Source organism: Actinocrispum sp. NPDC049592, from assembly GCF_040675465.1.
Taxonomy (GTDB): domain Bacteria; phylum Actinomycetota; class Actinomycetes; order Mycobacteriales; family Pseudonocardiaceae; genus Kibdelosporangium.
Map to the genome: position 1 here is coordinate 282,800 of NZ_JBFAPA010000003.1, position 23,267 is coordinate 306,066.

Below are 23,267 nucleotides of genomic sequence, written 5' to 3' on the forward strand. Positions count from 1 at the left end.
CCGGTGCATCGGAGGGTGAGACGTGGCCATGGATAACCGGGTTCCGCCTGTACGTGATTTATCGCGCACAGACGGTAACAGAGTGGGGCTGGACCTGGTGAGGCGCGGGAAACGTCACCTGGATGGGTGACGCCGAGGGGGACGGGTCAGCCTTCCATGGCTTGGATGAGGGATTTGGGGCGCATGTCGGTCCAGTTGGTTTCGATGTGGTCGAGACAGGATTGGCGGGTTGCGGGGCCGTGGGTGGAGGTCCAGCCATGGGGGATGTCGATGAAGGCGGGCCAGAGGCTGTATTGGCCTTCGTGGTTGATGAGGGCGTGGTATTGGGTGTCGGGGTTTTCGAAGGGGTTTGTCATGGGGTGCTCCTGATCAGGGATTCGAGGGCTCGCAGCCAGGTGTGGGCGAGGGTGGTCACTGCTTGTTCGGTGAGGACGTCGGCGGGCCAGGACCAGGTGGCCTCCAGCACCGGGCCGGTGGGGAGGTCGCGGGTGTGCGCGTTGATCTCGATGGCGTGGCTGACAGGCATCTGGGCATCTGCGTCGACGTCGGCGGCATCCTCCTCGGGGGCGTAGGACCAGTCGGCGTCCTCGGGATAACCGAACCGGCCCAGGTAGTTGAACTCGATGGGTGGCCGCACGGACGCCAACTCCGAAGCACCCGCAAGGTATCGGAGCATGCCGTAGCCGATACCGGAGTCAGGCAACGAGGTGAGGTGAGCGCCGGTCCGAGAGACCAGATCCTGTGCAGTAGCAGGGGTTAGCGTTGCTAGCGTGACGCCGCCGGTGTCGAGCCGGACCGGGTAGATGGTGGTGAACCACCCGATGGTCCGGGACAGGTCGACGTCACCGAGCTGCTCCTGCCGGCCGTGCCCCTCCAGGTCGACCAAGACCGAACGTCCCGAGCCACGCCACTCCGACACGGCCAAAGCCAAAGCAGCCAGCAAAACGTCGTCGATCCGGGCGTCGTAAGCCGCGGGAACGGACCCGACCAGCAGCGAAGTCAAGGAAGCAGGCAACGACACCGACAGGACCTTCTCGGTGTCGGCCACATCCACCCGCGGATCCAGCGGCCGGATCAACGGGAACGAGTCCACATCGGACACAACGGAGGTCCACAGGTCCAGTTCGGACTCACGAGAAGGCGCCAGCGAAGTCAGCAACTGAGCCCACCGGCGGAACGAAGTGTCCTCAGGCAGCAAAGCGGGAACCCGGCCTGCCGAGATGTCCGTCCAAGCAGAAGCAAGGTCAGGCAACAAGATCCGCCAGGACACACCGTCCATCACCAAGTGGTGGACCATCATCAGCAGCCGCCCAGCCGACCCGGGAACATCGAACCAGACCACGGACATCATCCGCCCACCAGCCGGATCGAGCCCATCGCGAGCCGCGACAGCATGAGCGGCAATGGTGGCGGACAGGTCGCCGGTGACCGGAACCCGGGTCACCCACGAAGATATGTCCACAGTGGCCGGAACGTGCAACTCCCAGTCCACCAACCGAGCCCGCAGCATATCGTGTGTCTGCACCAGAGCACCGATCATGGACACCAAGGCGTCCATCGTGAGCGCAGCGGGAGTCCGCAGCAACGCGTACTGCTGGTACCCGTTGAACGGCCCGTCCAGCTCCCGCAACCAATGCATGACCGGAACCAACGGAACCACACCGGTCCCATCAGACACCCGCGAGACAACTGCGGCCGGAGTGGCCACCAAAGCCAAACCCGCCACCGAACGCTCGGTGAACACCTGCCGGGGCGTGATCCGCCAGCCGGCCGCCCGCGCCCGGCTGACAAGCTGCATCGACACAATGCTGTCGCCACCCAACGCGAAGAAGTCATCGTCAGCACCGACCCACGACAACCCCAGCACCTCAGCAACAACCGAAGCCAAAGCGGTCTCCACCGGTCCGGCAGGAGCACGGCCAGCGGAAGAGAAGTCCGGCTCGGGCAACGAGTCCCGGTCGAGTTTCCCGCCAGGCAGCACCGGCAACCGGTCCAGCACAACGAAAGCCGAAGGAACCATGTAATCCGGCAAGGCAGCAGCGACCGCCCGCCGCAGCGCCGACGTGTCCACATCAGACCCGACGACGTAAGCCACAAGCCGAGCCACCGGACCAGGACGCACTGTGACCACAGCGGAAGTCACGCCAGCCTGAGCGGCGATCACCGAAGAGATCTCCGCCGGTTCCACCCGGAACCCGCGCACCTTGACCTGATCGTCCGACCGGCCACCGTACTCGAGCCGGCCGTCCACAGACCATCGCGCGAGGTCACCGGTCCGGTAAAGCCGCTCCCCCGGCGCCCCGAACGGCGAAGCCACGAATCGCTCGGCCGTCAACGCGCCCTGACCCAAATACCCACGTGCCAAACCGTCGCCGGCAAGGTAAAGCTCGCCCGTGACGCCCGGCGGAACCGGCCGCAGCCCAGCGTCCAGCACGTAGGCCCGCGCATTGGCCACCGGACGCCCAATCACCGGACGTGAACTGGCAGACACCTTGGCCACCAACGCATCTACTGTCCCTTCAGTCGGACCATAGAGGTTCACGCCTGAAGTGCCTGGCAGCGACCGAAGCCGAGCCCACAGCCCTTCGGACACCGCCTCCCCGCCGAACCCGATGAGCGAAAGCGGACAGTCCTCGAACAGCCCGGCGTCCGCCAGCTGAGTCAGAACCGTCGGCGTGACCTCGATGAAGTCCAACGCATGCAAACGTATGGCCGCGGTGAGCAGCTCCGGGTCACGCCGGGTCTCCTCGTCGAGCACGTGAACGGCATGCCCGTCGAGCAACCACAACTGCGGTTGCCAAGAGGCATCGAAGGAGAACGACCATGCATGCCCGACCCGCAGATGCCTGCGCCCGGTCGCGGCAACCGTCGGCACGTAAAGATCCTTGCGATGGCTGGCAAACAGGTTCGCCAAGCCGCGGTGAGGAACTACAACACCCTTGGGCTTTCCGGTCGACCCAGACGTGTAGATCACGTACGCCGGGTTGTCCGGATGCGGTGGCGTGCCGAGGTTCTCCGTGGACGCGGCAGGAAGTGCGTCCGTGAGCACCACCGGCAGAGACGTGCCGAACTGAACACCGGAGGTCGAAACCACTGCGAGCGCACCGGAGTCGATCAGCATCGCAGAGATTCGTTCGGCAGGCAGCGACAGCTCGAGCGGCAGATAAGCGGCGCCGGCCTTGTGCACGGCCAAGATCGCGACGAGCCACTCCTCGGTCCGCGGCAACGCGATCCCGACCACCCGCTCAGGCCCGACTCCCACCGAGACCAGCGCCCGGGCCAACCGGTTGGCCCGGGCGTTCAACTCGGCGAACGTCAGGCTCACATCGCCGGCAACCACAGCGATTGCGTCAGGAGTGGCCTGGACCTGTGCTTCGAACAGCTCCGGCACGGTGTGAACAGACACCGGCAAAGCCGTGTCATTCCACGAGACGAGAACACGCTCCCGCGAGGCGGCGTCCAGAACGTCGATCGTCCCTACTGGACGGTCGATGACCATCGCCCCCAGAACCGCGACCATCGCGTCGGTGATCTGCTCGATGGTCTCCTGCGAGAACAGATCCGACCGGTACTCGGCGGTCAGCTTCAAGGAGGAGTCGACCTCGACGGCCCACGTCAGCGGGTAGTGCGTGGCGTCCTGACTATGCCGTTCGGACACTCGCAGCCCGGACTCGAACTCCGGTTCACCGCCGGGATAGCTCTCGAACACCACCAGGGTGTCGAACAGATCCCCGGTCCCGGCAAGCTTCGCGACGTCCGTCAGCCCAAGGTACTGATGGGCCATCAACCGCGACTGCTCCTCCTGCAGCCGCGTCAGCAGGGAATGCACGGATTCCGAAGGTCGCAGCCGGACGCGGACCGGGATCGTGTTGATGAACAACCCGATCATCGACTCCACGCCCGGAACCTCTGGCGGCCGACCGGAAACGGTGGCACCGAACACGACATCCGAAGACCCGGTCAACCGGCCGAGCACAACCCCCCAAGCCGCCTGGACAATCGTGTTCAGCGTGAAGCCATTGAGCCGCCCCAACGCGACCAGGGCAGCCGTCACCGAGGCCGGAACCTCGACCTGCCGGACCGAAGGCGTCAACGGCGAGCGGGTACCAGGAGGCGCCAGATGTGTCGGGGACTCCAAGTCCGCCAACGCTTCCCGCCACGCAGACTCCGCAGCCGACCGGTCCTGCGCGCCCAGCCAAGTCAGATAGTCCTTGAACAACGGACCCGAAACGGTCGAACCGGAGTAAAGCCGGGACAGCTCAGCCAACAGCGGAGCCGTGGACCACCCATCCAGCAGCAAGTGCTGGTGCGAGATCACCAGCCGGTGCTCCTCCGGCCCAACCCGCACCAACACAGCTCGAAGCAACGGAGCCGAAGCCGGATCGAACCGGCGACGCTCAACCGCCAGCAACTCCGTCCACGCCTGCTCATCGACGAACTCGACCTCGCGCCAAGGCACCTCGACGCGAGCAGGTGCCACGGCGACCGCCCGACCTGAAGACAAGTACTGGAACGAGGACCGGAGGTTCGCGTGCCGATCCAGCAAAGCCTGCAACGCATCCCGCAGCCGGGGACAATCAAGCGGACCATGGAGGTCCAGGGACATCTGGACCGTATAGACATCGAGGTCGTCAGTGTCCAACGAGGCCAGGAACAACAGTCCGGACTGCAACGGTGTCAGCGGCAAAACCTCGCCGTCAACCTCGGCGGCCTCCGCGGCGGTCAACGTCACCAGGTCGGCCACGACTGGAACCGTGGGGTCGGGCGCGTCGGACAGGGCCGAGGCGATCTGTGCGATGGTCCGGTGCCGGAACACATCGCGAGGCGTGATCACCTTGCCGTCCGCCCGCAGCCGGCTCACCAGCTGGATGGCGACGATGGAGTCGCCGCCCAGCGCGAAGAAGTCGTCGTCCGCGCCCACCTTCGGCAGCCTGAGGACATCGGCCACATGCGCGGCCAGGAGTTCCTCGGCCGGTCCGGACGGAGCCCGGTCACCGGTCATCGCAGCGAAGTCCGGCGCTGGCAACGCGGCCCGGTCGAGCTTGCCGTTGGCGGTCAATGGCAACGCGTCCAGACCGATGACGACCGCCGGAACCATGTGCTCTGGCAACGTTCCGGCCAGCTGTCCACGAAGGAGGTTCGTGTCCTGCGACGGCACAACGTAAGCAACCAGACGCGAGTACCGGGTCACCACTGCAACCGCTTTGACCGACGGCAGCGCAAGCAGGGCGGACTCCACCTCGCCGAGTTCGACCCGGTAGCCCCGGATCTTGACCTGGTCGTCGGTCCGGCCGATGAACTCGATGACACCGTTACGAATCCGCGCCAGGTCACCGGTCCGGTACATCCGCGTGCCAGGCACGAACGGGTTCGCGACGAACCGTTCGGCGGTGAGCCCAGCGCGGTTGAGGTAGCCGCGCGTGAGCCCGGCGCCCGTCAGGTACACCTCCCCAGCAACCCCGGAAGGCACCGGCGAAAGGGCGGCATCGAGCACGTAGACCTGCGAGTTCGCGACCGGAGAAGCATGTTTCTCGTGCCGCCCGTAAGCGTCCACAGTGAACTCGGTCGGCCCGTACAAATCATGCACGGACACGTCCAACGTCCGCAGCCGCTCCCACAGCGAAGGAGGAACGCGCTCGCTGCCGACCACGAGCACCTTCAGCGGATGCTCGAACAACCCGTGCCGCTCCAACTCGACCAGATAGCTTGGGGTCGCGTCCAGGAAATCGATCCCGTGATCGCGCACGTACGACACCAGCGCCGGCGGGTCGGTACGCGTCAGGTCGTCGATCACATGCAGCTCATGCCCCGCGAGCAGCCACAACAGCGGCTCCAGCGAGGCATCGAAGCCGAACGGCTGAATGTGGCCTGCCCGCGCCGGTTCTGCTGGGATCACCTGTGCCCGTTGTCCGGCAAGGAGGTTCGCGACGCCGCCGTGCGTCGCCACCACCCCCTTGGGCGTTCCGGTCGATCCCGAGGTGTAGATCACGTACGCGGCCGCATCGGCCCGGTAAGGCGCCGACGAAACCGGTGCGCCGAACTCCAGGCTGGTCAGCACACAGACAGGCCGAGCATCGGCGATCATCAGCGCCCGCCGGGCCTCCGGGTACTCCGGATCGATCGGCAGATACGCCGCCCCAGCAGCCCAGACCCCGAGAATCGCCGGAACCATGTGCTCACGCGGCAGTTCCAGCCCAACGACCTGCTCGGCACCGACTCCTCGCGCTCGCAGAGCACCAGCGATCCGCCGCACCTGGTCGGCCAGCTCGGCGAACGTCAGCCTGCCACCAGCTGTCACCAGCGCGATCTGATCCGGACGGGCCTGCACGGCCGCGAAAAACGCCGTTACCGCGTCCATCTCCACTGGTACGGCAGTGTCCTGAGCGAGCGAGATCCGCTCTGCCGGAGTGAGCAGGTCGATCCGGCCTATGGCGACCGACGGATCGGTGGCCACAGCACGAAGAACCCGCATGAGCCGCTCACCGAAGCCGGAAACGGTGTCGCGGTTGAACAAGTCGGCCCGGTACTCGATTGAGGCGTCGATCCCTTGGCCGGTCTCGACGAAGTCGAAGGACAGGTCGAACTTCGAGGTGTCCGAGGTGATCCGCTCGGCGCGGACGGTCAGACCGTTGAGGGCGAACGTGTCGCCCATCTCCGGGATGTACACGACCATCACCTGGAACAACGGGTGCCGGCCGAGCGACCGGGCCGGGTTGATGGCGTCCACGACCCGCTCGAACGGCACGTCCTGGTGCTCGTAGGCGGCGAGGTTCGTCTCCCGCACCCGGGCGAGCAGCTCGCGGAACGATGGATCGCCCGAGGTGTCCGTGCGGAGCACCAGCGTGTTCAGGAAGAACCCGACCAGGTCGTCGAGCGCGCTGTCCGACCGGCCGGCGATCGGGCTGCCGACAGGGATGTCGTCGCCCGCGCCCAACCTGGTCAGCAGCGCCGCGACCGCGGCCTGGAAGACCATGAACATGCTGACGTTCTCGGCCTGCGCCAGTGCACGCAAGGCAGACGCCGTCTCAGTGTCAAGCGGGACGGTGACTGTGCCGCCGCGCTCGTCGGCTTCTTCGGGCCGCAGCCGATCCACCGGCAGGTTGAGCTCGTCGGGCAGACCGGCAAGTGCCGAACGCCAGTAGTCGAGCTGCCGGGCCGACAGGCTCTCCGCGTCGCTCTCGTCGCCCAGCAGAGCGCGCTGCCACAACACGTAATCCGAGTACTGGATCGGCAGCGGGGTCCACTGTGGAGCAGCGCCGTCAAGTCGAGCAGCATAAGCCTGGGCGAGGTCGCGGACCAGAGGTCCGGCGGACCACTCGTCGGTGGCGATGTGGTGCAGGACCAGCAGGAACACGTGCTCGTCGGGCCCGACCTCGAAGACCCGGGCCCGGATCGGCAGCTCGGCGTCCAGGGCGAACGGCTGCCGGGTGACCTCGGCGATCCGGCCATCCACCAACCCGTCCGAGACCCGCTCAACCTGGAGCACCGACTCGACCGGCACGATCCGTTGAACGGCAACACCATCCCGTTCGGCGACGAGTGTCCGAAGTGGCTCATGCCGGTCCATTACGTCGACCAGAGCGGCACGCAGGGCCTCGACATTCAAGGGGCCGTTGAGACGCCAGGTCATCGGGATGGTGTAGGCCGGGCTCGGGCCGGACAGCTTGTCCAGCACCCACATCCGCTGCTGCGCGAACGACAGCGGAACATCCCCGTTGTGCTCGACCGGAACCAGCGGGGGTCGACTGTTCTCCGTGCCCAACACCAAAGCAAGCCGGGCGACCGTCGGCGAGTCGAATACCGTACGCAAGGAGACCGTTGAGCCAAGGACGGCCGAGACCCGCCCCGCCAAACGCATTGCCAGCAACGAATGCCCGCCGACGGCGAAGAAGTCGTCGTCGATGCCGATCAGGTCCAGACCCAGCACATCGGCGAAGATCTGGCACAGTGCGGCTTCGACCGAGTTGCGCGGCTCTCCGTCGGAGACCTCGAACGATGGCGCAGGAAGGGCCTTACGGTCGAGTTTTCCGTTGGGTGTGACCGGGAATGCATCCAGCTCAACGACGGTCGGGACCATGTACTCGGGCAGGACATCCGCGAGCCGGGTCGTCACCTTTCCGATGACGTAGGCCACCAGCGTCTGGTCGCGGACAACGACCACCGCTCGGGACACGCCCGGATCCTGGGCCAGCGCCGACTCGATCTCGCCCAGCTCGATCCGGAACCCGCGGACCTTGACCTGGTCATCGGCTCGGCCCAGAAACTCCAACACGCCATCCGTGGTCCAGCGAGCGAGGTCGCCGGTCCGGTACATGCGCTGTCCGGTCGTGAACGGGTTCGCCACGAATCGCTCGGCCGTCAACCCGGCGCGGCCGAGATAACCACGGGCGAGCTGAGCCCCGGCCAGGTAAAGCTCCCCGACGACGCCGGGCGGGACCGGCTGCAAACCTGCGTCCAGCACGTAGGTCTGGGTGTTCCACACTGGACGGCCGATCGGCACACGGGAATCCACTACAGGCCAGTAGGTCACGTCGACCGACGCCTCGGTAGGTCCGTAGAGGTTGTGCAGCTTGGCGTCCAGCACCTCAAGGAATCGCGCGGCGACCCCCGCGGGAAGAGCCTCGCCGCTGGCGAAGACCTGACGCAGACTCGTGCATCCGGCAGCTTCAGCCAGAAAAACGTCCAACATGGACGGGACGAAGTGAGCCGTCGTGATGCCTTGCTCCTGGATGAGCGAGGCCAGGTAGCTCGGGTCCTTGTGGCCTTCCGGCCGCGCGACCACGAGCGTGGCGCCGGTGATCAGCGGCCAGAAGAACTCCCACACCGAGACGTCGAAGCTCGACGGGGTCTTCTGCAGGACACGATCGGCGCTGCTGAGTTTGTATGTGTCCTGCATCCACAAGAGACGGTTGACGATCCCCGAATGCGGGACAACCACGCCCTTGGGGCGTCCGGTCGATCCGGAGGTGTAGATGACGTACGCCGGATGCGCGGGACGGACCCGGATCGGCAGGTTCGAGGGGTCACCGGAGACGTCGACCATCGCGGGGCCGTCGATCACGAAGGCAGGCTCGGCGTCCGCGAGCATGTAACGGATCCGTTCAGCCGGATAGTCGAGGTCAACCGGCAAGTACGCGGCCCCGGCCTTGTGCACGGCATACAGGGCAACGATCAGCTCGATCGAGCGCGCCAACTGCACGGCCACGACTGACTCGGCGGTGACGCCTTGTGCGATCAGGTGGCGTGCCAGGCGGTTCGCCCGGCCGTTCAGCTCGGCGTAGGTAAGGGACACGCCTTCGAAGACGACTGCGATCGCGTCTGGCGTGCGAGCCACCTGCGCCTCGAACAGGGCCGGAAGCGTCGTAGCCGGGACCGGATGGGCAGTGGCGTTCCAGTCGGACACCACTGACCGTTGCTCGGCCTCAGTGAGAACGTCAAGGCTCCCCACTCGAACATCCGGCCGCGCGCCGACCTGGTTCAGCAGTGCAGCCATCCGAGCGGTCAGACTGTCCGCGGTGGACTGATCGATCAGGTCTCGGGCGAACTCCAGGACCAGGGTGATCCCGCCGGGGCGGTCGACGAACGTGAAGTGCAGGTCGAACTTGGCCTGGCCGGTGTCCATCGGGATCCACTCAGTGGGCAGGCCGAGCACGGTGTCATCGTCGTCGGTCCGCACGTGGTAACCGAGCATGACCTGGAACAACGGGTTCCGCCCGGCCACCCGCACCGGGTTGACCGCCTCCACGACCCGCTCGAACGGCACGTCCTGATGCTCGAACGCCGCCAGGTCGGCTTCCTTGACCCGGGCCAACAGTTCAGTGAATGTGGGATCGCCGTCGAGAGATGTTCGCAAAACCAGTGTGTTCACGAAGAAGCCGACTAGGTCGTTCACGCCGGCGTCGGTCCGGCCCGCCACCGGCGCGCCCAGCGGGATGTCCGTCCCCGCGCCCAACCGGTGCAGCAGGGTCGCGACCGCGGCCTGCAGGATCATGAACATGCTGGCGCCAGTGCGGTTCGTCAGCACTCGCAGCTCATTCACCACCGCCGCAGGCAAGTCCAGCTCGGTCCGGCCACCGCGGCCAGTCGGAGTCACTGGACGCGGACGATCGAGCGGTAGCGCCAGGGCATCCGGGATGTCCTGCAGGGCGTCTACCCAGAACGAAAGCTGCTCATCGCCGACTTCCTCCAGCAGCTCGCGCTGCCACAGCGTGTAGTCGGCGTACTGGACCTCCAGCGGGGTCCACTGTGGAGCCGCGCCGTTGACCCGGGCTTGGTAGGCCCTGGTCAGGTCGGCCAGGAACGGCCGGTCGGACCACTCGTCGGTGGTGATGTGGTGCAAGACCACCGCGACGACGTCCTCGAAGACGCCCACCCGGAACGGGATCTCGGTGCGCAAGTCGAACGGCCGCCGTACGAACTGTTCAACCGAGCCGGACACCTCGAAGGTCGGCGAGATGTCCAGGATCTCCTGGTGTTCACCATCCGGGAACACGGTCCGCAATGATTCATGACGCTGGGCCACATCGTTGACAGCAGCGCGGAGTGCGTCGACGTCGAGCCCGGTCACCCGGAACACCAACGGGAAGTTGTAGGCGAGGTCGCCGCCGGCAATCGAGTCCACCAACAGCAAGCGCTGCTGGGCGAACGACACCGGGATCCGCGAGGGACGCTCGTACCGGCGAACCGTCGGCCGGGCGGGAGTCCGGCGGGAGTCCGCACGAATGGCCAGGTCCTGTGGGGTGGCGGCTTCGAACAGGTCGCGAATGGCCAGTTCCACGCCCAGTTCGGTGCGTGCGCGGCTGATCAGGCGCGTGGCCAGCAGCGAATGCCCACCTAGCTCGAAGAAGTCGTCGATGGCACCAACCTTCTCGACGCCGAGGATCTCGTCGAAGAGCGCACACAACACGGCCTCGGTCGGCGTACTCGGCGCTTGTCCTCCGCCTGTGGCAACCGGTTCGGCCGCGGGCAGTGCGGCGCGGTCGAGCTTGCCGTTGGGAGTCAACGGCATCGACTCCAGCGGTACCAGCACCGACGGGACCATGTAATCGGGCAGTGCGTCCTTCAGGTACTCACGCAGCTTGGGCAACAGCGCGATCACAGCACGCGCGGCGGCGGGGTCGTTCGCACCCGCAGGCCCGATGTGGACTCCGGTCAGCGGGTCTTCGGACTTGACGAACACGGCCGAGTAGGCGCCTGAGTCCGGTGTGGCCACTGCCCGGAAGCCGAGCCGGGCGGCCAGATCGGTGAGGTCCTCTGGTTCGATCCCGTCTGGATCGCCTTCCAGGCGGGGGTTCGGGATGCCAGTCACCCGCAACACGGCCTGCTGGCCAACCTCCAGACGGCGAGCCAGTGTGGCCATGCTGGAGAACGGGATCGCGGGCGCGTCGGAGACATCGAGCGTAGGCGCGGTGTGCAGCAAAACGTCATACCGGTGCCGGGTCAGCTCGTTGTGCGAACGGCCGCCCTTCACCCGGATCTCAGCGCCGGTGAAGCCGGGGAGCCGGGTGAACCAGCCCGGGTCGAGGACGAGTTCCTTCTCCATCCATACCCGGCGGCGGGCCGATGCCTCGTCCTCACCACGAGTCACTGCGATGGCCGCGTGGAAGTCGTTCAGCGTGGCCAGGTTGCGCACGTCACCGACGAAGATGGCCCCACCGGGTGCCAGTAACGACCCGAGTCCCAGGAGAACTCGCGCCAGGTGAGCCGCACTCGGGAAGTACTGGATCACCGAGTTGATCACGATCACGTCGAAGTGCCCGGACGGCAGGCCGTCCGTGACGGCTGCATCCTGGCACTGCAGGCGGACCGAAGCCAGCGTCGGGTCATTTGCGACGTCCGCCGCCAGCTTGGTGATCACCGGCTGGGAGAAGTCCGTTGCCCAATATTCGTCGACGTCGCGGGCCAGGCCGGACAGCAAGAGCCCACTTCCGACACCGACCTCGAGGATCTTGCTTGGTGCCAGGGCCTTGATGCGGGACAGCGTGTGCTCACGCCATTCGTGCATCTCGGCGAACGGAATCGGCTCGCCGGTGTAGCTGGAGTCCCAGCCGGCGTAGTCCTCGGTGAACACCGCCGTCGGGATGGTGTCGTACTCGGCGTCGTAGACCTGCTGCCACTCTTCGACATGCGCGGACTCGGCGGTCTCGCGGGCATCCGTGTCCGGCGGCGCGGGCACGACGTACCCGGCAAGCCGGCCGTCCACCGCGACGACCGCAGCGGCGGAAACGGCTGGATGATCGGCGAGAACGGCGGCGATCTCGCCTGGTTCCACGCGGTAACCACGGATCTTGACCTGGTCGTCGGCGCGGCCGATGAAGTCCAGCAACCCGTCGGACCGCCAGCGGACCAGGTCACCGGTCCGGTACATCCGCTCACCGGGCGCGCCGAATGGACACGCCACAAAGCGTTCCGCGGTCAGACCGTGACGATCCAGGTAGCCGCGAGCGAGTCCGATTCCCGCGATGTACAACTCCCCCGCCACACCAGGGGCGACGGGCTGCAGCCGCGAGTCCAGGACGTAGGCGCGGGTGTTGTGGATGGGCTTGCCGACGGTCGCCGTAACACTGTCGTCGGTTCCGCCACCGAGGGTGTTGATCGTGTACTCGGTGGGGCCGTACAGGTTGTAGCCGGTCACGCCCGGAGTCTCGAGCAGTCTGGTCCAGACCTGCTCGGGGACGGCCTCGCCGCCAAGCAGGACCAGCGGCGGCACATGAGGTCCGTCGAGCAGACCGTGCTCGAACAGTTGGGCCGCATAGGTTGGGGTCACGTTGACGACGTCGATCCGGTGCCGCGCACAGTAAGCCGCAAGCGCTTGCGGGTCACGGCGGAGCTGCTCGTCGCACACGTGCACCTCGTGGCCTTCGACCAGCCACAGCAGTTCTTCCCAGGACATGTCGAACGAGAACGAGACCGTGTGGGCGATCCGCAGCCTGCGTCCGGTGCGGTCCACCACGGGACCGAAGATCGCCTCGCGGTGGTTCTGCTGCATGTTGGTAAGGCCGCGATACGGCGTGACCACGCCTTTGGGCCGCCCCGTCGAGCCCGAGGTGTAGATGACGTACGCAGGGTGTTCAAGGCGATATGTCGACTCGGCTTCGAACTCCGGGACCGGATCCGCTGCCAGGGCGTCGATTGCCGCACTGACCTCGGGTGAGTCCAACAAAAGCGCGTCGCACTCAGGCAGCAAGGCGGCGGTCGCTGAGGTCGCCAGCACGCACACGGGTCGCGCGTCGGACAACATGAACGCGATGCGGTCGGCCGGGTAGTCCGTGTCCAGCGGCAAATACGCTGCGCCAGTCCGGAGAACGGCGAACAGCGCCGCCACCATGTCCGCGGTTCGGGGCAGGGCAAGGCCGACGACCCGTTCCGGGCCGGCGCCGCAGCTGATCAGCCATCGGGCCAAGCGGTTGATCCGGGCTTCGAGGTCGGCGTACGTCCAAGTCACCAAAGGGGTGACGAGGGCGGTCTCGGTGGGTGTCCGCTGGGCTTGTTCGGCCAGCAGGTCCGCGATGGTCCGCGTGCCCAGCGGCGACTGGGTCTCGTTCCACCGCACCAGAACGTCGTGGCGCTCGGCCGAAGTGAGCGTGTCCAGCTCGCCGATCTTGGTGTCCGGCGAGGCGGCCAATCGGCGCAGCACGGCCACGAGTCTGGTCACAATGGACTCGGCGACCGGCTCGGTCACGATGTCCGGGCGGCGGTAGAGGCCGACCACGATCCGGTTCGTCGGCGTGATCACGAGGGTCAGCGGGTAGTGCGTGGCGTCCGCGTAGCCGACGTCCGTGATTCCGTGCCGCTGGCGGAACTCCGCTTCTTCGGAGCCGTCGCCGATGAAGTTCTGCAGCACCGAGATCGTGTCGAAGAGCTGCTTGTGCCCGGTCTGCCGCTGAATGTCCGCGAGACCGACCCAGTCGTGGCCCATCGTCGCCGATCGCTCGTCCTGCAGGCGCGCCAGCAACTCCCCGACGGTCTCCGCCGGGTCGAGCCGGACACGTGCGGGCACGGTGTTGAGGAACAGACCAATGATGGACTCGACGTGCCGGAGCGTGTCCGGCCGACCCGAAACGGTGGTTCCGAAGACAACGTCATCGCGGCCGGTCAGGCCCGCCAGGACGATGCCCCAGGCGGCGCTGATCATCGCGTTGAGCGTGACACCGTGGGACCGGACCGCCGACCGGAGCCGCTCGGAGTCCTCTTCGGACAGCTCGACGCGGAGGGTCTCTGGTGCGACGGGTTCGCCGGTGCGGGTAGGAAACACGAGGGTGGGCTCGTCGAGTCCGCCCAAAGTGGACCGCCATGACTCGACGGCGACCTCAGTGTCCTGGTCGCTCAGCCATTCCAGGTAATCGCGGTAGCTGCCGCGCCACGGCAGGACCGCGTCGTCGCCTGCGGTGTACAGCTCGAAGAGATCTTCGAACAGCAGCGCCGAGGACCAGCCGTCCCATAGCAGGAGGTGGTGTGAGATCACCAGACGGCAGCGGTTCTCACCGAGCTTGATGAGGGTCACCGCGAGCAACGGCGGCTTGCCGACGTCGAACTTCCGGGCGCGGTCGGCGGCCATGACCTCGGGCAGCCGGCCCTCCTGGCCGGTCAGGTCCACTTCGAACAGTGGCGGTTCAGCCTGGGCGGCAATGAACTGGGCCGGGCTGGTGAGTCCATTGTTGGTGAAACCCGCGCGTAGACCGGTGGTTCGCTGGAGGAGCGTGGCGAGTGCCTGGCGCAGCCGTGAAGCGTCCAGCATGCGATCGAAGTCGAAGTGGTCCTGCACGGTGTAGACGTCCCGGCCGGACTGGTCGAACGAGGCCAGGAAGAACAGGCCTTCCTGCAACGGGGACAGCGGCCAGATGTCGTCGACCGGGCCGTCGTGTGCGGCCTGGACGCGGTCGATCTCGTTCTGGGTCAGGGAGACCGCGACCAGGTCCGAGGGCGTGAGCCCGGTCGTCACGCCAGAGAGCGCGGTCAGGGCGGCGGTGAAGTCGTCGGTCAGGTCGAGTTCGATGCCCGACCAGGTCCAGGTCGCGGTGCGCCCTTCGACGTCCAGGCTCAGCAGGTAGGGCTGCGGCATGTCCGGGTCGGCGTCGGCCCCGATCGGGTTGCCGTCGCCGCGGCCGAGGTAGTTGACCAGCACCTGAGGACGGCTCCCGGCGGCCAGAACCGGTGCGGCCTGGAGGTTTCCGTAGCGGAGCATGCCGAACCCGGCGCCCTTGCCCGGCGCCGACCGCACCTGCTCCTTGACCCGCCGCAGCGCCTCACCTGCGGCAGGACCACCGGCGAAGGCGTCCACGATGTCGATCCCAGTGGCATCAAGGCGAACCGGATGGATCGTGGTCAGCCAGCCGACCGTCCGGGACAGGTCGGCGTCCGCGTCCCGGCCGTGGCCTTCGACATCGACGAGCAACTCCGGCTGCCCGCGCCTGGCCATCGCCAGAACCAGGGCTGTCAGCAGGACGTCCTCGACCGTACCTCGGATGCGTGCGGCCGTGTCCACAATGGATGCTGGGATATCCGAGTACCGCTTGACGGCAGTCGCGCCGGGCAACGCGGGTGCGAGACCAGCCCCTGGGCGGAGGACCTCGGTCCAGTAGGGCAGTTCGCTCAGCAGCGCAGGGTTTTGGGCAGCCTCGGCGACCCTTCGGGACCAGGTCCGCAGCGATGTCGGCACCGGCGGCAACGTCTCACCGCGGAGGGCTGCTTCCAGGTCGGGCAGGAGGATCTGCCAGGACACACCGTCGATCGCGAGATGGTGGATGGACAATCGCAGCTCACCCGGCGACCAGGTGGCGGAGACCATTGCGCCCGCTTCGGGGTTCAGCTCGGTGCCGAGTTCGGCGCGAACCGACCCGACCGGGCGCACCGCGAGCGTCCACAGGCCGGGGACCGGGATGGTGAGCTGGAGGCGGAGGGCGTCGTGCCGGTCGATCAGCGCCTGCAACGCTTTGAGCAGGCGTACTTCGGTGATGTCGACGGGGATCGGGACCGTCATGTGCTGGCTGAACCGGCGGATCGGGCCGCCGCGTTCGCGAAGCCAGTGCGCCACCGGCAAAAGCGGCAGCTCCCCGACGCCGTCCTCGTCGACGGCCGTGACCGGGGACCGCTCGGTGAGGGCTGCGGCGAGCGCGGCTGGGGTTCGGTGCTTGAACACGTCTCGCGCGACGAGGTTCAGACCTTCGCGGCGGGCCCGGGCGACCAGGCTGATCGAGACGATGCTGTCGCCGCCGAGGACGAAGAAGTCGTCGTCGATACCGACCCGGTCGAGCTTCAGCGTGGCCGCGAACAGATCGGCCAGCAGGCGTTCGCGGTCGTTGCGCGGTCCCCGTGCAGTCGTCTTGCGCTCGGGAACGGGCAGGGCCTTGCGGTCGAGCTTCCCGTTCGCGGTCACCGGCAGGGCGTCGAGCACGACGATCGCGCCGGGCACGAGGGCCGGCGGCAGGTCCTGCGCGAGGGCTTCGAGGACCCGGGGGGTGTCGAAGACGCCGTTGGGCACGACGTACGCGATCAGCTGGCCGTCGCGGGCGATCACCGCCGCGGTCGTCACGTCGGGGCGGGCGGTGAGGGCGGCCGCGACCTCGCCGGGTTCGATGCGGACGCCACGGATCTTGACCTGGTCATCGGTCCGGCCCAGGTAGTCGAGGGCGCCGTCGGGACGCCAGCGCACGAGGTCGCCGGTCCGGTACATCCGCTCGCCTGGCTTACCGAATGGGTTGGCCACGAACCGTTCCGACGTCAACCCGGCCCGGCCTCGGTATCCCCGGGCCAGCTGGGCGCCGGCCAAGTACAACTCCCCTGGTGCGCCAATGGGAACGGGCCGCAGGGCGGAGTCGAGGACGTAGACCTGGGTGTTGCAGACCGGCTTGCCGATCGGGACTCCAGGCCCGTCGGCCGTATCCCACCAGGTGACGTCGACCGCCGCCTCGGTCGGGCCGTAGAGGTTGAACAGCGGGACGCCGGTGAGCGAGTGCCAACGGGTCACGAGGTCGGCGCTCAGGGCCTCGCCGCTGCAGATCACCCGGCGCAGCGACGCAGCCCAAGCCGAGTCCTCCACCGCGCCAACGAAAGCGGCCAGCATCGACGGGACAAAGTGGAGCGTGGTGATCCGCTCGCGCTCTATCAATTGGGTCAGGTACGCAGGATCGGTGTGGCCGCCGGGGCGAGCCAGGACGACGGCCGCGCCCTGGCAGAGTGCCCAGAACAGCTCCCAGACCGAGACGTCGAAGCTGGTCGGGGTCTTCTGCAGCACCCGATCGTCGGTATACAACTTGTACACATCTTGCATCCAGGCGAGCCGGTTCACGATCGCCCGGTGCGAAATCCCAACACCTTTGGGCTTCCCGGACGAACCGGATGTATACAAGATGTATGCAAGGTGTTCGGGAGCGGTATGCACCGGCCCCAACGGCACCTCTGGCAGCGTCAGCCGGTCCAGCACGAGCCAGTCGAGGTCGCCGACAGATGAGACGGACGAGACGGTGATGCCCATGGACGGATGGGCGTCGTGGAGCAGTGCCTGACGACGGGCCACCGGGTGGTCTGGATCGACGGGCAGGTATGCGGCCCCGGCCCGGAGGACAGCCAGCAGCGCGACCATGAGGTCAAGCGACCGCGGCACCGAGACGGCGACGACCGAGTCCGGCCCGACACCCCGCTCTGCCAGCAGAGATGCCAGCCGACCCGCCCGCGAGTGCAACTCGGCGTAGGTCAGGGACGAGCCCTCGAACACGACCGCAGTGGCGTCAGGCGTGCGAACAGCCTGGGCGGCGAGCAAAGAAGTCAGCGTCTCGTCAGGTACTTCGGCAGCGGTGGAGTTCCAGGTGCGCAGGACCTGCTCGCGTTCGGGGCCGAGAAGATCCAGGGTGCCGGACGCGATCGACTCCAGGGCGCGGACCAGCCAATCCGCCAGTCGACCGCCGGTCGTGGCGTCGAAGGCGTCGAGCCGGTGGTGCAGACGGAGTTCAAGCCGCTCGCCGGGCCGGGCGACCAGGTAGAGCGGGTAGTGGGCGGCGTCGCGGACGGCCGAAGCGGTGACGGTGACATCGCCGGTGTCGGGCAGCTCTGGGAGCTCGGGCCAGTTCTCGATCACCGTGATGGTGTCGAACAGCTCGCCCTGGCCGGCGATCCGCTGGATGTCGGCGAGGCCGAAGGTCTGGTGGTCCAGCAACGCCGTCTGCTCGCCCTGGACCCGGCGCAAAAGAGTCCCAAGTGGACCACCGAGACGCACCCGGACCGGGACGGTGTTGATGAACAGGCCGACCATGTCGGCGACCCCGGCCAGCTCCGGCGGACGGCCGGAAACCGTTGTCCCGAAAACGACATCGTCCCGCCCGGTCAGCGTGCCGAGCACCTGGGCCCACGCCACTTGGACAACCGTGCTGATCGTGACCCCATTGGTCTGGGCAGCGGCGGTGATCCGGGCGGTGGTCTCCGAGTCGAGGACGCGGATGATCGAGGCGGGGACTTCGGCGGCGCGGGCGCGTTGCTCTGGCGCGACCCTGGTCGGACCTTCGAGTCCGGCCAGAGCCGCTCGCCAGGCGGACTCGGCCGCGGCCTTGTCCTGGCCCGCGAGATGGGCCAGGTAGTCCCGGAACTGCGGGGCCGGTGGCAGGGTCCCGCCCGCGTAGAGCGTCAGCAGCTCGCGGACCAGGACCGGCATCGACCAGCCGTCCAGCAGGACATGGTGGTGCGTAAGGACAAGCCGGTACGAGGTCGCGGCCAGCTTGACCAACGTCATGCGCAGCAACGGGGGCACCGCGGGGTCGAAGCCACGGGCCTGTTCTTCGTCGAGGATCCGGGCGAGCTCGTCGTCGCGTTTGTCGGCGTCGTGGCCGGACAGGTCGAGCTCCCCCCACGGGAGCTCGACCCGTTTGCCCACCAACGCGACGTTCCGGCCGGTCTTGCTCTGCCGGAAGGCCGCGCGCAGGTTCGGGTGCCGGTCCAGCAGCGCCTGCCCGGCCGCGCGCATCGCTTGCGCGTCAACGGGCCCGTCCAGGTCGACGGTGAGCTGGCTGGTGTAGAGGTCGATCCCGCCGGTGTCCAGCAACGTGTGGAACAGCAGGCCTTCCTGCAGCGGGGTGAGCGGCAGGATGTCAGCCAACCCGGTCACGAGATCTCCCATTCGGCTTCGAGCTCGTCGATCTCCTCCTGGCTCAGGCCGGTCAGGCCGAGGTCGGAGGGGGTGTGCCCGCCGGCACCAGGCCCGGCGGCGTGCGTCACGAGGGCGTCCAGCGCGGCGAACCAGCCCTGGGCCAGCGCGCGCACAGCGTCCTCGGTGAACAGTTCGGCGGGGAACGCCCAGGTGACACGGAGTTCGGGCCCGTCCGGGCCGTCGGCGGTGAAAGCGTTGATCTCCAACGAATATGGGGTGACTGGCATGGCGGTGTCGAAACCGCCCTCCAGCACGCCGGCACCCGGGAGCGCGGTCCAGTCCTGGCCGGTGGCGACGGAGAACCGGCCGAGGTAGTTGAAGCTGATCTGCGGTGTGCCGAACCCGGCCAGAACCTTTGCGGTGTCCGGGTTCAGGTGACGCAGCACGCCGTAGCCGATGCCGTGGTCAGGGATCGCGCGCAGTTGTTCCTTGATCAGCTTCAGCGCCGTGCCCGCGTCCGGTCCGCCGGCCAACGCATCCGCCCGGTTCACTGCACCGAGGTCGAGGCGGACGGGGAAGATACTGGTGAACCAGCCCAGCGTGCGAGACAGGTCGACGTCGCCGATCTGTTCCTCACGGCCGTGGCCTTCCAGCGCCACTAACACGTCGGTCCCGCTGCCCCGCCATTCGGTGACCGCCAACGCGAGAGCGGTCAGCAGGACGTCGTTGATCCCCGCGTGGAACGCCGCCGGGACCGTGGTCAACAGGGGTGTGGTTTTCTCGACCGGCAGGCGCAAGGTCACCCGTTGGACAGAGGCCAAGTCCTGCAAGGGGTTCAATGGGCGCGAGCCGAGCAACGGGTCCGGTCCATCCATAATGGACGTCCACAGGGGAAGCTCACCAGTCCGGTCTTCTTTGTGGAGCGACTCGGACCAAGGGCCGAAGGGAGTGCCGATCGCGGGCACTTCGCCCTGCTCGCCGGCGGCAAGGTCGGGCAACAGGATTCGCCACGAGACGCCATCCATCACCCAGTGGTGCACGACGACCAGCAGTCCCTGGTCGCAACGGACGGCCTGGATCATCACACCGTTCTCCGGGTCCAGCCGGGCAGCGGCTTCCTCGGTCAGGGTCTCGATGTCGCCGCTGGCCGTGGTGAGGATCGATGCCGCGTCGACGGATCCGGGCTCGGACACAGTGAACGTCTGTGCTGCACGGTCGATACGGGATCGCAGTACGTCGTGCCTGTCGATGACCTTCTGCAGGATCGGGACGAGATCGACATCGGGTACGGCGACGAGCATGGCCTGGCTGAAAGCTTTCACTGGGCCGCCGCACTCGTCGAGCCAGCGCATGATCGGCGTCATCGGGAACGTGCCGACACCCGAGACCTCTTCACGCACCTGAACGGCTGTCACCACACCGGCCATCGCGGCAGGCGTTCGATGCTCGAAGACGGCACGAGGAGTCAGCGTGAGACCGTTCTCGCGGGCCCGGATCACCAGCTGGATCGAGACGATGCTGTCGCCGCCAAGCGCGAAGAAATCATCTTCCACACCAACCTGAGGCAGGCCAAGGACATCAGCGACCAACGAACAAAGCTGGCGCTCCAAGGGCGTGCGCGGCACGCCGCTGCCTGCGAGAGCTGCGAAGTCCGGCGCGGGAAGGGCTTTCCGGTCCAGCTTGCCGTTGGCCATCACCGGCAGGTGCTCCAACGGGATGAACGCCGACGGAACCATGTACTCCGGCAGAACCGCGGCGACATGAGCCCGCAGAGACTTCATCAAGGCATGCACGTCCCGGAACCCGGCCGGGATGTTGGCCAGCGCGAAGTCCTTGCCAGGCCGGTAGATCTCGGGCAGCTCACCCAGCACGAAGACCAGGTCCAGCTCGCCATTGGCCCCTTCGCTGGACCAAGTGGCCGCGAACCGGTAACCGTGTTTCGCAGCAAGCCAGGCCACATCCTCGGGATCGACTCCGTCCGGCGCGGAGCCGCGCAGCCGCACGAGATCGGGCGTCAGGCGAGCGTTGGGGACGCCCGTCACCCGGAGATCGCCATGCCCAGCGCCCAGCAACTCGTCCAACCCGGCCAAGCCATGGACGTCGACGCCCCACATCAGTTCCAGCCCGACCGAAGGCGCGCTGGGCTGTCCAGTGTGGAGGGTTACGTCATAGCGGTACCGGCTCAGCTCATTGTGGTAGTCGGCGCGCTTCACCCGCAGGTCAACAGAAGTGACTCCGGGCAGGTCGAGAGTAGCGAAGAAGTCCGGGTCGAGCAGCAACTCGCCTTCCCAGGACAACGGCAGATCATCCCCGATCCCGGCCCGCAAAGCAGGCAGCAGACGGAGGTTCCGCACGTCGCCGACGAAGACCGATCCACCCGGAGCCAGCACCCGCAACGCACCACGCAGAACCTCAGTCAAATAGCCAGCGCTCGGGAAGTACTGGACGACCGAGTTCAGGACCACCGTGTCGAAGTAACCCGTTGGCAGGCCATTGAAGTCGTCGGCTGGCCGCGCTCGCAACCGAACCGGCCACTCCGACGGCACACGCCGTCGCAGAGCGGCGACGGCTTCCTCGGAAAGGTCCGTACCCCAGTACTCCTCGGTGTCCGGAGCGATCGCCGACAGGATCAACCCGCTGCCGACACCGATCTCCAGTACCCGCCGCGGCTGGAGTTCACGGATCCGGTCGACGGTCGCGGCGCGCCAGGACCGCATCTGCGCCAACGGAATCGGCGTGCCATCGTAGCTACTGTTCCAACCCGCGAAGCCTTCCTCGGACGACTGCGGACCGGCCGCCGAGTACAGCAGCTCGTGCAGGTCCTTCCACTCATCGACGATCCCCTGCGCGCCCGGATCTGGCTCAACGTAAGCGACCAGCCGCCGCTGTCCGGCCTTGTCCTCGCGAGCCATCACGGCGGCCGCTCGAACCGACTCGTGCGCAAGCAGAACGGACTCGATCTCGCCCGGTTCGATGCGGTAGCCCCGGATCTTGACCTGGTCGTCGGCCCGGCCCAGGAACTCCAGCGAGCCGGAAGCGTTGATCCGCACCAGGTCGCCGGTCCGGTACAGGCGTCCACCAGACGGGCCAAAGGGATCCGCGACGAACCGCTCGGCCGTCAGCCCAGGCCGGTTGAGGTAGCCGCGAGCCAGACCGGGGCCGCCGAGATACAGCTCGCCCTCGTCCACCGGTCGCAGCGAGGAGTCGAGCACGTGCACGGCGGTCATCGGGTCCGCGATGCCAATGGGTACAACGGGTCCACGCACCCAGTCCGGATGTGACTCACCCAAGGTGGAGTTCACCGTGGCCTCGGTCGGGCCATACGCGTTGAACATCCGCCGATCCCGGCCATACCTGGCCACCAGCTCCGGCGAGACCCGTTCCGTGCCCGCCAGCAAAATCGCGCCCGGCCGCAGCGAAAGTTCCTTGGGCAACACCGCGAGCAGGCTCGGCGGCAGGATCATGAAGGTGATCTCGTGACGGTCTATATAGGACGTCAGCTCTGGTCCAGGCACCCGTCGCCCGGTCGGTGTCACGACCAACCGCCCGCCGGACAACAAAGCCAGGCACAGGTCCCAGAACGCCACATCGAAACTGGGCGAGGCGAACTGCAGGATCCTCGAGTCCGGCCCGATCCCGAACCGCTCGGTCTGCGTCGCCACCAACTTCGCCACGCCGGTGTGCGACAGGACAACGCCTTTCGGCCGTCCCGTCGACCCGGATGTGTAGATCACGTAGGCCGCGTTGTGCACGTCCAAGGACACCACAGGCGGAGTGGAAGGCCATTCCGCCAACGAATCCAGCAGCACGACCGGAACATCGTCCGGCACAACGCAGTCAGCCGTCGTTACCAGGCACACGGGCCGCGCATCCTGGAGCATGTAAGAGATCCGGTCGGGCGGATAGTCCACATCGACCGGGAGGTAGGCCGCGCCGCTCTTCAGCACGGCCACCTCCGCCACGATCATGTCCAGCGACCGCGGGACCGCCAGCGCCACGAACCGTTCCGGGCCCGCGCCCGCCGCCGCCAGCCGGTTGGCCAGGCGGTTGGCGCGGGCGTCCAGTTCGGCATACGTGAGCGAAGAGTCCTCGTACACCACGGCGATCGCTTCTGGAGCGGCCTGCACGCGTGCCGCGAACAACTCCGGCCAGGTGCGGGCATGCGGAAACATCAGGTCCCTCCAGAGTGGAC

At 67.2% G+C, this 23,267-nt stretch carries 3 protein-coding genes; all 3 read right to left on the reverse strand.

Annotated elements, in window-relative coordinates; genetic code table 11:
• Positions 1 to 146 precede the first annotated feature (146 nt).
• Genes AB0J95_RS11370 through AB0J95_RS11380 form a run of 3 tightly spaced genes read right to left on the reverse strand, consistent with a single transcriptional unit; the run spans position 147 to position 23,247 of the window.
• Positions 147 to 356 carry an MbtH family protein gene (locus AB0J95_RS11370; protein WP_364755729.1) on the reverse strand — a complete coding sequence of 70 codons (210 nt, stop codon included), beginning with the start codon at positions 354 to 356 and terminating at the stop codon, positions 147 to 149.
• Positions 353 to 19,093 carry an amino acid adenylation domain-containing protein gene (locus AB0J95_RS11375; protein WP_364755732.1) on the reverse strand — a complete coding sequence of 6,247 codons (18,741 nt, stop codon included), beginning with the start codon at positions 19,091 to 19,093 and terminating at the stop codon, positions 353 to 355. Before AB0J95_RS11375 ends, AB0J95_RS11370 begins: the two co-directional genes overlap by 4 nt.
• Complete coding sequence (locus AB0J95_RS11380; protein WP_364755734.1) at positions 19,090 to 23,247, reverse strand: amino acid adenylation domain-containing protein; 4,158 nt, start codon at positions 23,245 to 23,247, stop codon at positions 19,090 to 19,092. Before AB0J95_RS11380 ends, AB0J95_RS11375 begins: the two co-directional genes overlap by 4 nt.
• Between the last annotated feature and the right edge of the window lie 20 nt (positions 23,248 to 23,267).

Coding starts and splice junctions, on each gene's coding strand:
- AB0J95_RS11370 (WP_364755729.1), bottom strand. CDS start 356: ATGACAAACCCCTTCGAAAACCCCGACACCCAATACCACGCCCTCATC.
- AB0J95_RS11380 (WP_364755734.1), bottom strand. CDS start 23,247: ATGTTTCCGCATGCCCGCACCTGGCCGGAGTTGTTCGCGGCACGCGTG.